This window comes from Burkholderia sp. BCC0397 (assembly GCF_902832865.1).
Classification (GTDB): domain Bacteria; phylum Pseudomonadota; class Gammaproteobacteria; order Burkholderiales; family Burkholderiaceae; genus Burkholderia.
Window position 1 is genome coordinate 948,211 of sequence record NZ_CADFDL010000001.1, and the last position, 15,820, is coordinate 964,030.

Annotated in this window: 16 protein-coding genes; 11 read left to right on the forward strand and 5 right to left on the reverse strand. The window is 67.3% G+C overall.

The window, feature by feature from the left end; genetic code table 11:
* Nucleotides 1–16: 16 nt before the first annotated feature.
* Both HWX03_RS04230 and HWX03_RS04235 read right to left on the reverse strand, forming a co-directional pair.
* The gene (locus HWX03_RS04230) at nt 17–1,912 is read right to left on the reverse strand and encodes a penicillin-binding protein 2 (RefSeq protein ID WP_175870350.1); all 1,896 of its coding nucleotides are present in this window, start codon (nt 1,910–1,912) and stop codon (nt 17–19) included.
* Nucleotides 1,913–2,326: 414 nt separating this feature from the next.
* Nucleotides 2,327–2,674 (reverse strand): DUF3564 family protein, encoded by a 348-nt coding sequence (locus tag HWX03_RS04235; RefSeq protein WP_175823102.1) that lies wholly within the window; start codon nt 2,672–2,674, stop codon nt 2,327–2,329.
* A 645-nt stretch (nt 2,675–3,319) separates the two neighbouring features.
* On the opposite strand from HWX03_RS04235, the gene HWX03_RS04240 reads away from it, so the two are divergent.
* Nucleotides 3,320–4,531, forward strand: a complete 1,212-nt coding sequence (locus HWX03_RS04240; RefSeq protein WP_175870351.1) for an SDR family oxidoreductase — start codon at nt 3,320–3,322, stop codon at nt 4,529–4,531.
* A gap of 55 nt (nt 4,532–4,586) precedes the next feature.
* On the opposite strand, the gene hpaR is transcribed toward HWX03_RS04240, so the two are convergent.
* Nucleotides 4,587–5,027, reverse strand: coding sequence for a homoprotocatechuate degradation operon regulator HpaR (gene hpaR, locus HWX03_RS04245; protein WP_006490704.1), 441 nt, complete (start codon nt 5,025–5,027; stop codon nt 4,587–4,589).
* 152 nt (nt 5,028–5,179) lie between these two features.
* On the opposite strand from hpaR, the gene HWX03_RS04250 reads away from it, so the two are divergent.
* The 7 genes from HWX03_RS04250 (at nt 5,180) to hpaI (ending at nt 11,214) form a co-directional block, all read left to right on the forward strand.
* A complete protein-coding gene (locus tag HWX03_RS04250) occupies nt 5,180–5,872 on the forward strand; it encodes a fumarylacetoacetate hydrolase family protein (protein ID WP_175870352.1) in 693 nt (230 codons plus the stop codon).
* Nucleotides 5,869–6,633, forward strand: a complete 765-nt coding sequence (locus tag HWX03_RS04255) for a fumarylacetoacetate hydrolase family protein (protein ID WP_175870353.1) — start codon at nt 5,869–5,871, stop codon at nt 6,631–6,633. Before HWX03_RS04250 ends, HWX03_RS04255 begins: the two co-directional genes overlap by 4 nt.
* 26 nt (nt 6,634–6,659) lie before the next feature.
* Nucleotides 6,660–8,123, forward strand: coding sequence for a 5-carboxymethyl-2-hydroxymuconate semialdehyde dehydrogenase (gene hpaE / locus HWX03_RS04260; RefSeq protein WP_175870354.1), 1,464 nt, complete (start codon nt 6,660–6,662; stop codon nt 8,121–8,123).
* 164 nt (nt 8,124–8,287) lie between these two features.
* A complete protein-coding gene (gene hpaD / locus HWX03_RS04265) occupies nt 8,288–9,136 on the forward strand; it encodes a 3,4-dihydroxyphenylacetate 2,3-dioxygenase (protein ID WP_174428991.1) in 849 nt (282 codons plus the stop codon).
* 43 nt (nt 9,137–9,179) lie between these two features.
* Nucleotides 9,180–9,572, forward strand: a complete 393-nt coding sequence (locus tag HWX03_RS04270) for a 5-carboxymethyl-2-hydroxymuconate Delta-isomerase (protein WP_175870355.1) — start codon at nt 9,180–9,182, stop codon at nt 9,570–9,572.
* Nucleotides 9,573–9,591: 19 nt separating this feature from the next.
* Nucleotides 9,592–10,395 (forward strand): 2-oxo-hept-4-ene-1,7-dioate hydratase, encoded by an 804-nt coding sequence (gene hpaH, locus HWX03_RS04275; RefSeq protein ID WP_174428989.1) that lies wholly within the window; start codon nt 9,592–9,594, stop codon nt 10,393–10,395.
* A 12-nt stretch (nt 10,396–10,407) separates the two neighbouring features.
* Entirely contained in the window at nt 10,408–11,214 is an 807-nt protein-coding gene (hpaI, locus tag HWX03_RS04280; protein ID WP_175870356.1) for a 4-hydroxy-2-oxoheptanedioate aldolase, read from the forward strand.
* Nucleotides 11,215–11,301: 87 nt separating this feature from the next.
* Here hpaI and HWX03_RS04285 read toward each other — a convergent pair whose 3' ends face one another.
* Nucleotides 11,302–12,093, reverse strand: a complete 792-nt coding sequence (locus HWX03_RS04285; RefSeq protein ID WP_175870357.1) for a helix-turn-helix transcriptional regulator — start codon at nt 12,091–12,093, stop codon at nt 11,302–11,304.
* Between the two features lie 96 nt (nt 12,094–12,189).
* Here HWX03_RS04285 and HWX03_RS04290 point away from each other — a divergent pair, with 96 nt between their 5' ends.
* Together HWX03_RS04290 and HWX03_RS04295 are read left to right on the forward strand one after the other, a co-directional pair.
* Nucleotides 12,190–12,441: a hypothetical protein gene (locus HWX03_RS04290; RefSeq protein WP_034204951.1), complete on the forward strand. Its 252-nt coding sequence runs from the start codon at nt 12,190–12,192 to the stop codon at nt 12,439–12,441.
* Between the two features lie 31 nt (nt 12,442–12,472).
* Nucleotides 12,473–13,435, forward strand: a complete 963-nt coding sequence (locus HWX03_RS04295; protein WP_175870358.1) for a zinc-binding alcohol dehydrogenase family protein — start codon at nt 12,473–12,475, stop codon at nt 13,433–13,435.
* A 143-nt stretch (nt 13,436–13,578) separates the two neighbouring features.
* Here the strand turns inward: HWX03_RS04295 and HWX03_RS04300 are convergent, their stop codons facing one another.
* Nucleotides 13,579–14,673 carry a porin gene (locus tag HWX03_RS04300; protein WP_347879520.1) on the reverse strand — a complete coding sequence of 365 codons (1,095 nt, stop codon included), beginning with the start codon at nt 14,671–14,673 and terminating at the stop codon, nt 13,579–13,581.
* Nucleotides 14,674–14,758: 85 nt separating this feature from the next.
* On the opposite strand from HWX03_RS04300, the gene HWX03_RS04305 reads away from it, so the two are divergent.
* Nucleotides 14,759–15,811 (forward strand): RNA-guided endonuclease TnpB family protein, encoded by a 1,053-nt coding sequence (locus tag HWX03_RS04305; RefSeq protein ID WP_175870360.1) that lies wholly within the window; start codon nt 14,759–14,761, stop codon nt 15,809–15,811.
* The last annotated feature ends 9 nt before the right edge of the window (nt 15,812–15,820 follow it).

The window sequence follows — 15,820 nt, forward strand, 5'->3', positions numbered from 1 at the left end:
CATCGACCCGGCATCGTCAGCCTGCTGTAGCCACCTTCGCGGGCGCGGGCGTGCCGGATTGCGCGGCCGTCCTGAGCGAGGCCGACGGTTTCTGCGTGACGGTCGTCGTTGTCGCCGCCGCTTTCGGCGCCGCGACCGTCTTCTGCGGCGCGGCGGCCTTCGCCGGCGCATTCTTCTCCGGTTCGACCGGTGCATCGGGCGGCACGCCGAGCAACTGCAGCGAGCCGCTGGTGACCGACGCGAACACCGGGCCGGCCACCGTGCCGCCGTAGTAACCCTTGCCGCGCGGCTCGTCGATCATCACCGCGACGATCAGGCGCGGGTCGCTCATCGGCGCCATCCCGGCGAACAGCGCGCGGTACTTGCCCTTCGCATAGCTCGCGCCGACCTGCTTGCGCGCGGTACCGGTCTTGCCGCCGATCCGGTAGCCGTCGACGCGCGCGCGGCGCCCCGTGCCGCCTTCGCCTACCGCCATCTCGAGCATCGAGCGGATCGCGGCGGCCGTTTGCGGCGACGTCACGCGGTGGCCGCGGTGCGCGTCGATCGTCTGCTGGTCGGTGCCGTTCTTCAGCAGCGACACCGGGTGCAGCGTGCCGTCGCCCGCATAGGCGGTATAGGTCTGCGCGATCTGCAGCAGCGACATCGACAGCCCGTAGCCGTACGCCATCGTCGCCTGCTCGATCGGCCGCCAGCGCTTGTAGCCGCGCAGCCGGCCCGACGCGACGCCCGGGAACGTCAGTTCCGGCGCGCGGCCGATCCCGTACTCCTGGTATTTGTTCCAGATCGTTTCGGCGGGGAGGTTCAGCGCGAGTTTCGCGAGCGCGACGTTGCTCGACTTCTGCAGCGCCTGCGATACCGTCAGCGACCCGTGGTTCGACGTGTCGTGGATCACCGCCGGGCCGATCTTGTAGGTGCCCGGCGACGTGTTGATGATCGTGTTCGGCGTGACCTTGCGTTCGTCGATCGACAGCGCGACGACGAGCGGCTTGATCGTCGAGCCCGGTTCGAACGTGTCGATCACCGCGCGGTTGCGCAATTGCTGGCCGGTGAGGCGGGCGCGGTCGTTCGGGTCGAAGGTCGGATAGTTCGCGAGCGCGAGGATCTCGCCGTTCTGCGCGTCGAGCACGACGACGCTGCCGGCCAGCGCGTTGTTCTCGATCACGGCCGCCTTGAGCTGGCTGAATGCGAGCTGCTGGATGCGGCGGTCGATCGTCAGCTCGATCGTCGCGCCGTGCTGCGCGGGGACGAGCGGGCGCGTGTCCGACACGATGCGGCCGAGCCGGTCGCGGATCACCTCGCGCTGGCCGGACGTGCCCAGCAGGCGCGCATTCGCCGCGAGCTCGACACCTTCCTGGCCCCTGTCCTCGACGTTCGTGAAGCCGACCACGTGCGCGGCCGATTCGCCTTCCGGGTAGAAGCGCTTCGAATCGGCGATCTGCGTGATGCCGTCGATCGCGAGCTTGTCGAGCCGGCTGGCGGTGTCCGCGTCGACCTGCCGCTTGAGCAGCACGAACGTCTTGTCGTTGCCGAGCCGCCGCTTCACCTCGACGAGCGGCAGGTCGAGCAGCTTCGCGATCTGCGGGTAATCGGTGTCGGCGACCTGTTTCGGGTTTGCCCAGATTTCATAGGTCGACAGGCTGACCGCGAGCATCGCGCCGTTGCGGTCGACGATGCGCCCGCGCATCGCGTCGAGCTCGATCGTGCGCTGATAGCGCTTCTGGCCCTGGCCGACGTAGAAGTCCTGGTTCGCGACCTGCACCCAGAAAGCGCGCGCGATCAGCGCCGCGAACGCGAGGAACACGACGACCACGATCAGCCGCGAGCGCCACATCGGCAGCCGCGACGCAAGCATCGGATTCTTGGTCGCCGCTGCGTACGGATCGGCAGGGTGGGTCTTCTTTTTCACGCTCATGCAATGGCCGGGTCGGGCCGCCGGACGGCGGCGGGTCAGTCTGAATAATGCGATTGTAATAAATGAGTAAACACCGTGTGGGGAAAGTATGTTCCGGCCCCGCAAAAAGGCGCATGGTAGGCCATCTGGGAAAGGGTGAGAAAGGGCAGGAAAGGAGGGCGACGCAGGATTCCGCGGCGGGTGCGGATGATGAACACGGACGATCCATCGCATGCCGATCCGGCACACGGTTTCCGGCATGGCGCGATCGCGATCGTCCCGGCGCGCGATCAATTGCCCGTGCCTCGGTTATTTCTTTAATCCCGAAAATGAAAAGCGCCTCGAGCCGAGGCGCCATTCATGCTGAATATCGAAATTAATATTAGCGATACCGGAATAAACCCGAAAACCGCAGACGATTCACGCCAATAATATCTATCGGTCAACGGAAATAAATTCCCGGTATTCCGGCTGGGTCGTGCAGGTATCGACCGCCTGCAGCCGCCACGCGCCGTCGGGATGCTCGCCGGCGAGCACGGCGGGGCCCTGTTCGCGCCGCGTCGCATCGGACGACAGCCCCTTCAACTGACAGACGGCTTTGCCGCTGTCGGCCGCGCAGAGCGCCATCGCGCCCTCCACGTCGCGGACCTTGCCCCAGGTCGGAAGGTCGATGCCCTGATGTGCCTCGCGCGACCACAGTCCCTCGTCGGTATCGACCCACAATACCGCGAAGGAATGCCGGGTTGCCGATTCGTTGCCATTAATCCGAATGGTGAGGCGCATTGCATCGTCTCCTGAAAAAGAAACATTCGACCGTTTTGACTTGAACAGTCTAGATAGACTGGTGTGAAACGCAAGTGATAATCCGCAATAAATCGTATTGGGTCCATTTCGGTTTCAGATGAAACGACGTCCGACGATTCATGGTCGTTCCCGAGGCGTCAGCACACGCGGGCGATACCGGCGACAGCGGTGGATGCGGGACACGCGCGGCGATCCAGAGATGGGATGACAGGGCCGCCGTCCGCGTCGATCTGTCGCGCGCTGGCTACCGTCGAAACCGGGGCGGGCGACGTGATTCGGCACCGGTCGAATGCAGCCGGGCGGAACCTTTCAGCGTTTTGACGCGCCGGCCGGCGCGACACACTCCGACAATCGCGTACAAATCGGCACACTTTCACGAAACTTTCGGGACAGACTTGCATGCGGTCGGGCCCCACACTGGGAACTTCCCGATCCTGTGCCGCGGACGCCCGTCCGCGCCGGCTGCCGCCCCCTCGTGCCAGAGCGCGATCGACGCGATCGCAGGCCGCACGCCCGATCGGGAGCCGCCGGGGCGCGCGTCAGCCCCGGCCCGGCCGGTGAGCCGTGCGCCGCCCGCAACCGCGGGCACCGCGCCGCCCGGCCGACTCTTCGAAGGAGACTATCGTGCTGATCTGGAAAACCGCGTTGTCGCTGAACTGGCGGACGAGCCTCGTGTCGCCGGCCAGCGCACCGGTCGCGGCGGCGAACGTCGGACGGCTGGTGCTGACCGGCGCGACCGGCTTCATCGGCAGTACCGTGCTGACGGCGCTCGTCAATGCCGGGCTGCTCGAACGCATCGTCTGCGTCGTGCGCGCGCAGGATCGCGGCCACGCGGTCGCGCGGCTGCGTGAAGCCGCGCTGCGCGCGGGGCTCGCGCCGTACTGGGCGTCGCGCCTGACCGATGCGAACGTGATCGTCGGCGCGCTCGGCGACGTGTGGCACGGCGCCGATGCGCCGCGCCTGGCCGGCGCGACGCACGTGATTCACTGCGCGGGCCATGCGTCGCCGGCCGACGGCGCGCACCTGCAGGCCGACATCGCCGATGCGGTGCGCTTCGCCGAACGCTTTGCGCGCGCGCCGCGCCTGCAACGCTTCGTCTACGTCGGCACGGCCTACGCGCATGCCGGCCGTGGCGGGATCGTGCAGGAAGCGGCGGCATGCGACGCGGCGAACGATGCCGCGCCGGGCGACGAAGGCCTGCCGGGCGCGGTGCTCGCGGCCGACTACCTGCACGCGAAGGCGGAGACGGAACAGCGCCTGCGCGCGCTCGGGCTGCCGCTCGTCGTCGTGCGGCCGTCGCATGTGGTCGGCCACACGGTGCTCGGTACGCGGCCCGGGCCGAATTCGTTCTGGATGTTCCGGCTCGCGCATGCGGCGCGCCGCTTCACCGCGCGGCCGATGACGCGCATCGACATCGTGTCGGTGGACGACGTGGCGCGCGCGACGATGCTGCTGGCCGTCAAGCCGGCGCTCGCGCACGACGTCTATCACGTGTCGGCCGGCGACGAGGCGCCGCAGGTCGCGCAGATCGTGCGCGCGATGGACGAGGCGGCGGGGATGACCGGGGCGCCGCGCTACGCGGCATGCGCGCCGGCCGAACTGCCGCTCGTCGTGCGCGACGTGCTCGGGCGCCCCGATCCGGCACTCGAGCGCGTGATTGGCCGGGCGTTGCAGCGCTGCGGGGAATTCGCGACGGTCGATCGCGTGTTCGACAATCGCCGCGTGCGCGACGAAATCGATTTCGAACCGTTGCCGTTCATCGATTACGTCGAGGAGTGCATGCGCACGTCGCGCGGCGTGGCCGTGACCGAGCTGATGCGCGGCGCGATCCACTGACCGTCCACATCGCACCGGCGCCCGTTCCCGCGCGTGGCGGGCGCGGGCGCCGTCTTTACGCGTGGCTGCCGAGCTCGATGAGCCGGTCGAGCGCGCGGTAGATGTCCTCGAGGCCGTCCTGGCCGAATCGCGATTCGAGCTGACGATATTGCTCGTCGATGCGCGGACCGATTTCCGTCACCAGTTTCCTGCTTTGCGGCGTCAGGCTGACCAGCAGCCGGCGCTGATCCTCCTGCGCGCGCGTGCGCGTGATCAGGCCGTCGCGCTCCATCCGCTCCAGCACGCCGGTCAGGCTCGGGCTCAGGATGCAGCAGCGTTTCGCGATCTGCCCGGCTTCGAGTGCCTGCGCCGGTTCGCCGTCGAGCACGCGGATGATCCGCCATTGCTGTTCGGTCAGCGAGAATTCCTTGAGAATGGGGCGAAACAGGCCCATCAGCGTTTCGCGGGCCTCGAGCAGCAGCATGGCCAGGTTGCGATGGTCGAGCGTACGGTTCATCGGGGTGGGCAGAGGACGGGGACGCATCAATCTTAACAGCCGAAGCTGATGAATTTCGTGTATCAGGGTAATCGAGGTTGCCAGCGCCCGATTGTTTACTTAAGATGTTAAGTATTGACGATGCGCCGCGACGCGCGGCAGGGGAATGACGCATGGAGCTGTCTTGCACGACCGCCGCCGCGGCGCCGCCGTTGCCGGTGGCCATCGGTACCGTCTACGGCGCGCTGCTCAACGAGCGCGCGGCGCTCGCCGCGCTCGGCGACGCCGTGAACGCACCGCCGTACGGCCGCCCGCCGCAGGCGCCGATCCTGTACATCAAATCCGCCAACACGCATGCGGCCGACGGTGCCGCCGTCGTCGTGCCGGCCGGCGTCGACGCGCTGGAGATCGGCGCGTCGGTGGCCGTCGTGTTCGCCCGGCGCGCGACGCGCGTGACGGCCGCGCAGGCGCTCGACTACGTGCACGGCTTCACGCTCGCGAGCGACGTGTCGGTGCCGCATCCCGATTACTACCGTCCGGCCGTGCGCTTCAAGTGCCGTGACGGCTTCTGCCCGCTCGGCCCGGCGATCGTGCCGGCCGCCGCGCTCGGCGAGGTCGACGCGATCGGGCTGACGGTGCGGATCGACGGCAAGGTGGCCGCGTCCGCATCGACCGCGACGCTGATTCGCCCGGTGCGCGAGCTGATCGCCGACGTGACGGCCTTCATGTCGTTCGACGCGGGCGATGTGCTGCTGCTCGGCGTCGCGGGCGGCGCACCGCGTGCCCGCGCGGGCAGCAGGATCGAGATCGCCGCGGCCGGTATCGGCACGTTGCGGCATACGCTGATGGCAGAGGAGGCACGATGAAGACGGCGCGCGTGATCTACAACGGCGCACTGCATGCGGCCGAACCGGCCGGCGACGGCGCGATCCGCCTCGATACGGGGCGCGTGGTGGCCGAGGACGCCGTGGTGTGGCTGCCGCCCGTCGCGCCGCGCACGACGTTCGCGCTCGGCCTGAACTACGCCGACCATGCGAAGGAGCTCGCATTCAATGCGCCGAGCGAGCCGCTGATTTTCCTGAAGGGGCCGAACACGTTCGTCGGCCACCGGGCGCACACGGTGCGCCCGGCGGACGCCACGCACATGCACTACGAGTGCGAGCTGGCCGTCGTGATCGGCCGGCCCGCGCGCCGCGTGAGCCGCGCGCAGGCCATCGACTACGTGGCCGGCTATACGGTGGCGAACGACTATGCGATCCGCGACTATCTCGAGAACTACTACCGCCCGAACCTGCGCGTGAAGAACCGCGACACCTGCACGCCGCTCGGGCCGTGGTTCGTCAGCCGCGACGAGATCGGCGACGCGGGCGACCTGACGCTGCGCACGACGGTGAACGGCCGGGAGACGCAGCGCGGCAGCACGCGCGACATGGTCTTCGACGTGCCGGCGCTGATCGAGCACATCAGCAGCTTCATGACGCTCTCGCCGGGCGACCTGATCCTGACCGGCACGCCCGAGGGGCTGGCGGACACGAAGCCGGGCGACGAGGTCGTGACCGAAATCGAAGGGATCGGCCGGCTCGTGAACACGATCGTCGGCGAAGCAGACTACTATCGCGCCGGCTGAGGCCGTCGCCCGAGGAAGGAGAACACATGACCATCAAGCACTGGATCGACGGCCGCGAAGTGGAGAGCCGCGAAACCTTCACGACGCTGAACCCGGCGACGGGGGAAGTCATCACCGACGTCGCGTCGGGCGGCGAGGCCGAGGTCGACGCGGCCGTGCGCGCGGCGAAGGAAGCGTTCCCGAAATGGGCGAACACGCCGGCGAAGGAGCGCGCGAAGCTGATGCGCAAGCTCGGCGAGCTGATCGAGCGGAACGTGCCGATGCTCGCGGCGCTGGAGACGCAGGATACCGGCCTGCCGATCGCGCAGACGAGCAAGCAGCTGATTCCGCGCGCGTCCGAGAACTTCAACTTCTTCGCGGAAGTGTGCGTGCAGATGAACGGCCGCACCTATCCGGTCGACGATCAGATGCTGAACTACACGTTGTACCAGCCGGTCGGCGTGTGCGCGCTGGTGTCGCCGTGGAACGTACCGTTCATGACGGCCACGTGGAAGACGGCGCCGTGCCTCGCGCTCGGCAACACGGCCGTGCTGAAGATGTCGGAGCTGTCGCCGCTGACGGCCGACCAGCTCGGCCGGCTCGCGCTCGAAGCCGGGATCCCGCCGGGCGTGCTGAATGTCGTGCAGGGTTACGGCGCGACGGCCGGCGACGCGCTCGTGCGGCATCCGGACGTGCGCGCGGTGTCGTTTACCGGCGGCACCGTCACCGGCAAGCGGATCATGGAGCGCGCGGGCCTGAAGAAGTATTCGATGGAGCTCGGCGGCAAGTCGCCGGTGCTGATCTTCGACGACGCCGATTTCGACCGTGCGCTCGACGCGTCGCTGTTCACGATCTTCTCGATCAACGGCGAACGCTGCACCGCGGGCTCGCGGATCTTCGTGCAGCGCACGATCTACGACCGCTTCGTGCAGGAATTCGGCCGCCGCGCGAACAACCTGGTGGTCGGCGATCCGGCCGATCCGGGCACCAACCTCGGCGCGATGATCACGCGCCAGCACTGGGAGAAGGTCACGGGCTACATCCGCATCGGCGAGCAGGAAGGCGCGCGCGTGGTCGCGGGCGGCGCGGACAAGCCGGCAGGGTTGCCCGACCATCTGCGCAACGGCAACTTCGTGCGGCCGACCGTGTTCGCCGACGTCGACAACCGGATGCGCATCGCGCAGGAAGAGATCTTCGGGCCGGTGGCGTGCATCATCCCGTTCGACGACGAAGACGAAGGGCTGCGGCTCGCGAACGACACGGCGTACGGCCTCGCGTCGTACATCTGGACGCAGGACGTCGGCAAGGTGCATCGGCTCGCGCGCGGCATCGAGGCCGGGATGGTGTTCGTGAACAGCCAGAACGTGCGCGACCTGCGCCAGCCGTTCGGCGGCGTGAAGGAATCGGGCACCGGGCGCGAGGGTGGCGAGTACAGTTTCGAGGTGTTCGCCGAGATCAAGAACGTGTGCATCTCGATGGGTTCGCATCACGTTCCGCGCTGGGGTGTGTGACGGGCGCGGGTCGTGTCGCCGCAAGAACGAACGATTCCTTGGCCGGCACGCCGGCCAAGCATGGGGCCGGAGTAAGCGCTAAAGCGCTAACTCCGGCCGACCGCCAAGCATGGGACCGGAGTAACCGCTAAAGCGCTAACTCCGGCCGACAGGGAGACTTAACGATGGGCAAACTGTCCCTCGCCGCGAAGATCACGCACGTGCCGTCGATGTACCTGTCGGAACTACCCGGCAAGCATCACGGCTGTCGTGAGGCGGCGATCCGCGGCCACCAGCTGATCGGCGAACGCTGCCGCGCGCTCGGCGTCGACACGATCGTCGTGTCGGACGTGCACTGGCTCGTCAACGCGGGCTATCACGTGAACTGCAATGCGCGGTTCGCCGGCACCTATACGAGCAACGAGCTGCCGCATTTCATCCGCGACATGCAGTACGCGTATCCGGGCAACCCGGCGCTCGGCCGGCTGATCGCGGAAACGGCCACCGAGCGCGGCGTCGCGACGCGTGCGCACGAGATCGACAGCCTCGAGCTCGAATACGGCACGCTCGTGCCGATGCGCTACATGAACGGCGACCAGCACTTCAAGGTCGTGTCGATCGCCGGCTGGTGCATGTGGCATCAGCTCGACGAAAGCCGGCGCTTCGGCGAGGCGCTGCTCGAAGCGATCGAAAAGAGCGATTCGAACGTCGCGTTTCTCGCGAGCGGCTCGCTGTCGCACCGCTTCAACGACAACGGCAGCCCCGAGGAATCGATCCACCAGATCAGCCGCGAATTCTTCCGGCAGGTCGACCTGCGCGTGGTCGAGCTGTGGAAGCAGGGCGATTTCAAGACCTTCTGCGCGATGCTGCCCGAGTACAACGTGCATTGCCACGGCGAAGGCGGCATGCACGACACGGCGATGCTGCTCGGGCTGCTCGGCTGGGATCGTTACGACCAGCCCGTCGAGATCGTCACCGACTATTTCGCGAGCTCGGGCACCGGGCAGATCAACGCGATCTTCCCGCTGCCCTGAGCGGTGCTGCCACCACGCCTTCGAATCCGACCGGAGACTTGCCATGCCACACATCGTCGTCGAATACACCGCGAACCTCCGCGACGACGCACGCATTCCCGCGCTGCTGCGCACGATCAACGCGACGCTGATCGCACAGGGCGGCGTGTTCCCGACCGGCGGCATCCGTTCGCGCGCGATCGAGTTGCACGACTATTGCGTCGCCGACGGCACGGAGGACGACGCGTTCGTCCACGTGACGCTGAAGATCGGCGCGGGGCGCAGCGACGCGACCAAGAAAGCCGCGTGCGACGCGCTGTTCGACGCGATCAAGGCGCATTTCGCCGAGCTGTACGCGAAACGCTACCTTGCGCTGTCGATGGAACTGACCGAGTTCAGCGAAAGCGGCTCGTACAAGCACAACAACATTCACGCCCGCTACAAGCGGGCCGGCTGAACCCATTCCCGATCCGACCATGCTCGAACCTGCCATCATCGACCAGCTCGCGCACCGTCTGCACGACGCCGAACGCGCGCGCACGCAGATCCGCCAGATCTCGCTCGACCATCCCGACATCACGATCGACGACGCGTATGCGATCCAGCGCGCGTGGGTGACCCTCAAGCTCGCGGAAGGCCGCACGCTGAAGGGACACAAGATCGGCCTCACGTCGAAGGCGATGCAGAACACGTCGCAGATCGACGAGCCCGACTACGGCGCGCTGCTCGACGACATGTTCTTCGAAGACGGCGGCACGATCCCGACCGGCCGCTTCATCGTGCCGCGCGTCGAGGTCGAGCTCGCGTTCGTGCTCGGCAAGCGGCTCACCGGCCCGAACTGCACGATCTTCGACGTGTACGACGCGGTCGATTACGTCGTGCCGGCGCTCGAGATCATCGACGCGCGCAGCCAGTCGATCGACCCCGATACGAAACGGCCGCGCAAGGTGTTCGACACGATCGCCGACAACGCGGCGAACGCGGGCGTCGTGATCGGCGGCCGGCCGGTGCGCCCGCAGGACGTCGATTTGCGCTGGGTCGCGGCGATCATGTCGCGCAACGGTGTGGTCGAGGAAACCGGCGTCGCGGCCGGCGTGCTGAACCATCCGGCGAACGGCGTCGCGTGGCTCGCCAATCGGCTGGCGCGCTTCGACGTCGCGCTGGAGCCGGGACAGATCGTGCTCGGCGGGTCGTTTACGCGGCCCTGCGCGGCGCGTTCTGGCGATACGTTCAGCGTCGACTACGGCCCGCTCGGGACGATCCAGTGCTACTTCGAGTGAGGTGAGCGAACGATGCAGATGCCGTCGAATGTCTTCAAGGCCGCGCTCGCACGCGGCGACGCGCAGGTCGGCCTGTGGCTCGGCCTCGCGAATCCGTACAGCGCCGAAGTGGTCGCGGGCGCCGGTTTCGACTGGCTGCTGATCGACGGCGAGCATGCGCCGAACACGGTGCCGACGATACTCGCGCAACTGCAGGCGATCGCGCCGTATCCGTCGCATCCGGTCGTGCGCGTGCCGTGGAACGATCCGGTGATCGTCAAGCAGGTGCTCGATCTCGGCGCGCAGACGCTGCTCGTGCCGATGGTGCAGAGCGCCGACGAAGCGCGTGCGGCGGTGGCCGCGACGCGTTACCCGCCGCACGGGATTCGCGGCGTCGGCAGTGCGCTCGCGCGCGCGTCGCGGTGGAATCGCGTCGGCGATTACCTGCATCGCGCGAACGACGAGATGGCCGTGCTCGTGCAGGTCGAGACGCGCGCGGGGCTCGACGCGATCGATGCGATCGCGCGGGTCGACGGCGTGGACGGGGTATTCATCGGGCCGGCCGATCTCGCGGCCGATCTTGGGCATCTCGGCCATCCCGGGCACCCGGACGTTCAGGCCGCGATCGACGGGGCGATCCACGCGATCAAGGCGGCCGGCAAGGCGCCGGGCATCCTCAGTGCGGATGAAGCGGCCGCGCGGCGCTATCTGGAAGCGGGGGCGCTGTTCGTCGCGGTCGGCGTCGATACGACGCTGCTGGCACGGAGCGCGGAGCGGCTCGCCGCGCAGTTCAAGGGGAACGGCGGCGACGCCGCGAAGAAGGGCGACGGCACGTATTGACGCAGCGGCGGGCGGTTTTCGTGTGCCGACCCGACCGCCGACCGCCGACCGTTCGCCGTGCGGCTTCATGCACGCGCATGGCCGCACCTATCCCTGTGCTTGGTTTCCCGCTTCCATATACCGTCCCGGCGTCGTCCCCAGCGCGCGCCGGAACATGTCGATGAACGCGCTCACGTTGTCGTACCCGAGATCGAGCGCGATCGTCGTCACCGGCACGCCGTCGGCAATGCGCTCCAGCGCCCGCAGCAGCCGGGCCTGCTGACGCCACTGCGCGAACGTCAGCCCCGTCTCGGCGACGAAGCGGCGGCTCATCGTCCGTGCGCCGATGCCGGCCCATTCGGCCCATTCCTCCAGCCGCCGGTCGTTCGCGAGATCCGCGGCCAGCGCATCGGTGATCTTCACGAGCCGCGGGTCCCGCGGCCGGACCAGCCCCAGCGCCTCGGCTTCCGATGCCGCGATTTCATCGAGGATCACGTCGGCGATCCGGATCTGTGCGGCATCCAGCTCGGCATCGCCCCAGCTTGCCGCGCGCTGCACGGCTTCGCGGAGCAGCGGCGTCGTGCGGATCGCGCGCGGCGTCGCCGGCAGCGCCGCGCAGCGGGCTTCGGCGACGAACGCCGACCAGCCGGCAATCGGCCCGAACGAGCGCAGCGAATGCCGGCAATGCGGCGGAATCCAGATCGCATGGATCGCCGGCACGACCCACTCCTGGTCGTCGAGGCCGATCGTCACGAGCCCGCTCAGCGCGCCGACGAGCTGGCCGCGCGCATGCGAATGCGGCGCGGTGATGCGCGGGTCGCGTTGCGACAGGACGGCGGCGACCACGAACGGGCCGTCGTCGGACGTGACGAAGCGGGCGGGCAGGAGCGGATCGGACATGGCCGGATATCGGTATCGAATGGCCGTTATACCGGAGATCGGCCGGCTTCGCACGCCTACACTGCGTTCCATCGATGACAACTGGAGCAAGACGCGATGCGAGCTGAACAGATGCTTCCCGACCATGCCGACCGGGTCGATGCCGGCGGAACGACGATTCGCAAGGGGACCGTTGGCGCGTTTCTGGTCAATGCACGTGTGTTGACCGATCCGAACGCCGCGCCGGCGGAGCGGGCGCGCGCGGAGGCCGATGCGATCGATGCGTTGCCTGCACTGCGTGCGCTCGGCCTGTTCGACGTGCTGGAAGTACGCGATCCCGCGCTGCGTGCGTGGCTCGATGCCCGGTAAAGACCCACCTTCCAGGATTGAAGGAACCACCATGAAAGCAGCAGTCGTGACGGGCGCCGGCGAGCGTCCGGTTCATATGGAATTCGACGCGCCGCACGCGATGCCGGGCCACCGCCTGATCGACGTGACGGCGTCCGCGCTGAGCCGCCTCGCGCAGGGGCGCGCGGCCGGCACGCATTACTCGTCGGACCGACGCTATCCGTTCGTCGTCGGTGTCGACGGCGTGGGGCGTCTCGACGACGGTCGGCGCGTCTACTTCTTCGGTGCCCCGGTGCCGTTCGGCGCGATGGCCGAACGCACGATCGTGCCCGATACGCAGTGCGTGCCGCTGCCGGACGCGCTCGACGATGTCACGGCCGCGGCGATCGCGATTCCGGGGATGTCGTCGTGGGCGGCGCTGACCGAACGCGCGCGGCTCGTCGCGGGCGAGACGGTGCTCGTCAACGGCGCAACGGGCACGTCGGGGCGGCTGGCGGTGCGGATCGCGAAGCATCTCGGTGCGGCGAAGGTGATCGCGACCGGCCGCAACGCGGCCGCGTTGCAGGCGTTGCTGAGTGCCGGCGCGGACGCCGTCGTGTCGCTGCAGCAGGACGACGCGCATCTGGCGCGGGCGCTCGAACCGCATTTCCGCGCGGGCGTGGATGTCGTGCTCGATTATCTGTGGGGGGCCAGCGCGCAGACGCTGCTGGTTGCCGGCGCGAAGGCGACACCCGACGGCCGACGGCTGCGTTTCGTGCAGATCGGTTCGATCGGCGGCGCGGACGTGCTGCTGCCGGGCGCCGTGCTGCGCGCGACCGCGATCGAACTGATGGGCAGCGGCTTGGGCAGCGTGTCGCTGCCGCGCTTGCTGGCGTCGGTGCGCGGCGTATTCGAAGCGGCCGGGCCGGCGGGCCTCACGATCGAGACGCGCACGGTGCCGCTGTCGGACGTCGGTGAGCACTGGGGCGATACGAGCAGCCTCGTGCGTCCGGTGTTCACGATGCGTGCTGACTGAACGGGGCATCGCCACGCGGCGAACCGGATGCGGTGTGAGGAGCGAGTAGCGCAGCGGCGGTCGGTCGTTTGCCGTCATGCCGCCGCGCGTGGCGTGAGAGCCGGCGGGCAGCCGATCGCCCGCCGTCGCCCGCCATGTCAGGTTCAGAACCGCTGCTGAATCCCCGCCGTGACCCCGACCTGCGTGGTGCCGTACCCGTTGAAATCGCGCGACACGCCGACTTTCTGGTCGTGCTTCGCGATCGCGAACGCACCGGCCGCGTACAGCACCGTGCGCTTCGACAGCGCGTACTGCGCACGCACCGACACCAGCGTCGGATCGGCATCCGTGCCGCCCTTGATGTTCTGGTGATAGACGGCCGCGATCAGCGAGAACGTCGGCGTGAACTGGTACGACCCGCCGAGCCAAACCATGTCGCTCAACTGGTTCGCGGCCGTGGTGTGATACGTGCGCCGATAGTTGCGATAGCCGGCCATCGTTTTCAGGCTGCCGAAGTCGTAGCTCAGGCCCGCGTGGATGCCTTGAATGTAGTTGACGGTATCGGCCGGCGTGACGCTGTCGGCCGCGCCGTTCTGCCGGTCGAACGTGACGACCGCCGCGAACGGGCCGGTCTCGTAACCGACCGCGAAATCGTACTTGGAGCTGGTCTTCATGCTGCCCGGCACGTTGCCGAAACCGTACAGCGCGCCGAACTTGAAGCCGCTGAATTCGCCGTCGTAGCGCACCGCGTTCGACGAACGCGTGAACAGGCCGTCCTTGCGGCCGCCAGTCGCCATCGACGAGGTCGCCCACGAGTAGTTCTGCGCGTAACCCATCGGGTCGAACGGCAGCATGTAGTCGTAAGTGACGGTGAAGTTGCGGCCGAGCGACAGTTCGCCCCATTTGCCTTTCAGGCCGACCGTTGCGCGGCGCGCGAAGATCGAGTCGGGGCCGTCGTCGGACGCGCCGTTCGCGAGATCGATCCCGCTTTCGAGCCGGAACACCGCCTTCAACCCGCCGCCGAGATCCTCGACGCCGCGCAAGCCCCAGCGCGACGTGTTCTTGTTGCCCGACTTCAGCTTGAACGAATTGCCGCCATCCGGTGCCGCATGGTTCGCGTATTCGATGCCGGCGTCCATGATCCCGTATATCGTGACCGACGACTGCGCGTGCACGACCGGCGCGGCGATACAGGCTGCCGCTGCCGAGCCGGTGAGGACTACTGTTCGAATCGAACGTTCTGTGCGTGACTTCATCATTTGCTCCGAGAAACCCCGTCCTTCAGACGGGGAGGAAAGGAGCGCCGCTGTTTGACAACGGCATTCCACCGTTAAAATGGCCGGCATGATCCTTGTCTATCGCTACCGGGTGAAATCGCTCAACGGACTGCTTAACAAGCAGCGCCGCGCGGTGAACTACGTCTGGAACTTCTGCAACGACACGCAGAAGCACGCGCTCAAGTGGGACAAGAAGTGGCCGACCGGTTTCGACTTGAATGTGCTCACGACCGGCAGCAGCAAGGAACTCGGTATTCACTCCGGCACGATCAACGCGACGTGCGAGCAATACGCGAAGTCGCGCAGTCAGCACCGTCGCCCCTACCTGCGCTATCGCGGCAAGAAATCGCTGGGCTGGGTGCCGCTGAAGGGCCGAGACTTGAAGCGCGAAGGCGATGCGTTTCGCTTTGCCGGCAACACGTTTCGCGTGTTCAGCAGCCGACCGCTTCCCGAAGGCAAGATCAAGGACGGGACCAACTTTGCGCAAGATGCACGCGGCAACTGGTTTCTCAACATCGTGATCGAGATACCCGATGTTCAGGCCCGACCGATCCGTTCCTGTGTCGGCATCGATCTCGGCCTGAAAGACTTCGCCACACTTTCGACGGGCGAGAAACTGCCGAACGACCGATTCGGCCGACACGCGGCAGACAAGCTGGCGAAAGCGCAGCGAGCGCGAAAGCACAAGCGGCATATCGCGAAGCTGCACGCCAAGGTGGCGAATGCCCGTGCCGATTTCCAGCACAAGCTCGCGCTCGATCTGGTGCGGCGTTTCGATTACATCGCGGTTGGCAACGTATCCGCCGTCAAACTTGCCAGAACCAGGATGGCGAAAAGCGTCTACGACGCATCCTGGTCGTCCTTCCGAAACAAGCTCCGCTACAAAGCGATCGCGCACGGGGCCACGTTCGAGGAAGTCGACGAAAGCGGTTCGACCCAGTCCTGTTCGTCGTGCGGATCGAAAGACAGCACGACGCGGCCGAAAGGTATCGCGGGACTGCGAATAAGAGAGTGGGCCTGCAGTAGATGTGGTGTCGAGCATGATCGAGATACCAACGCTGCGTTGAACATTCTCCGATGCGGACGTGCATCGCCAGGTGTGGGAATCCTCTCCCTTTAGGGAGCGGAG

Excerpts from the sequence above, each read along its gene's own strand:
- hpaI (WP_175870356.1), top strand. The coding sequence starts at position 10,408 with ATGCAGATGCCGTCGAATGTCTTCAAGGCCGCGCTCGCACGCGGCGAC.
- HWX03_RS04305 (WP_175870360.1), top strand. The coding sequence starts at position 14,759 with ATGATCCTTGTCTATCGCTACCGGGTGAAATCGCTCAACGGACTGCTT.
- hpaE (WP_175870354.1), top strand. The coding sequence starts at position 6,660 with ATGACCATCAAGCACTGGATCGACGGCCGCGAAGTGGAGAGCCGCGAA.
- HWX03_RS04270 (WP_175870355.1), top strand. The coding sequence starts at position 9,180 with ATGCCACACATCGTCGTCGAATACACCGCGAACCTCCGCGACGACGCA.
- hpaD (WP_174428991.1), top strand. The coding sequence starts at position 8,288 with ATGGGCAAACTGTCCCTCGCCGCGAAGATCACGCACGTGCCGTCGATG.
- HWX03_RS04295 (WP_175870358.1), top strand. The coding sequence starts at position 12,473 with ATGAAAGCAGCAGTCGTGACGGGCGCCGGCGAGCGTCCGGTTCATATG.
- HWX03_RS04290 (WP_034204951.1), top strand. The coding sequence starts at position 12,190 with ATGCGAGCTGAACAGATGCTTCCCGACCATGCCGACCGGGTCGATGCC.
- hpaR (WP_006490704.1), bottom strand. The coding sequence starts at position 5,027 with ATGAACCGTACGCTCGACCATCGCAACCTGGCCATGCTGCTGCTCGAG.
- hpaH (WP_174428989.1), top strand. The coding sequence starts at position 9,592 with ATGCTCGAACCTGCCATCATCGACCAGCTCGCGCACCGTCTGCACGAC.
- HWX03_RS04250 (WP_175870352.1), top strand. The coding sequence starts at position 5,180 with ATGGAGCTGTCTTGCACGACCGCCGCCGCGGCGCCGCCGTTGCCGGTG.
- HWX03_RS04285 (WP_175870357.1), bottom strand. The coding sequence starts at position 12,093 with ATGTCCGATCCGCTCCTGCCCGCCCGCTTCGTCACGTCCGACGACGGC.
- HWX03_RS04230 (WP_175870350.1), bottom strand. The coding sequence starts at position 1,912 with ATGAGCGTGAAAAAGAAGACCCACCCTGCCGATCCGTACGCAGCGGCG.
- HWX03_RS04300 (WP_347879520.1), bottom strand. The coding sequence starts at position 14,673 with ATGATGAAGTCACGCACAGAACGTTCGATTCGAACAGTAGTCCTCACC.
- HWX03_RS04255 (WP_175870353.1), top strand. The coding sequence starts at position 5,869 with ATGAAGACGGCGCGCGTGATCTACAACGGCGCACTGCATGCGGCCGAA.
- HWX03_RS04235 (WP_175823102.1), bottom strand. The coding sequence starts at position 2,674 with ATGCGCCTCACCATTCGGATTAATGGCAACGAATCGGCAACCCGGCAT.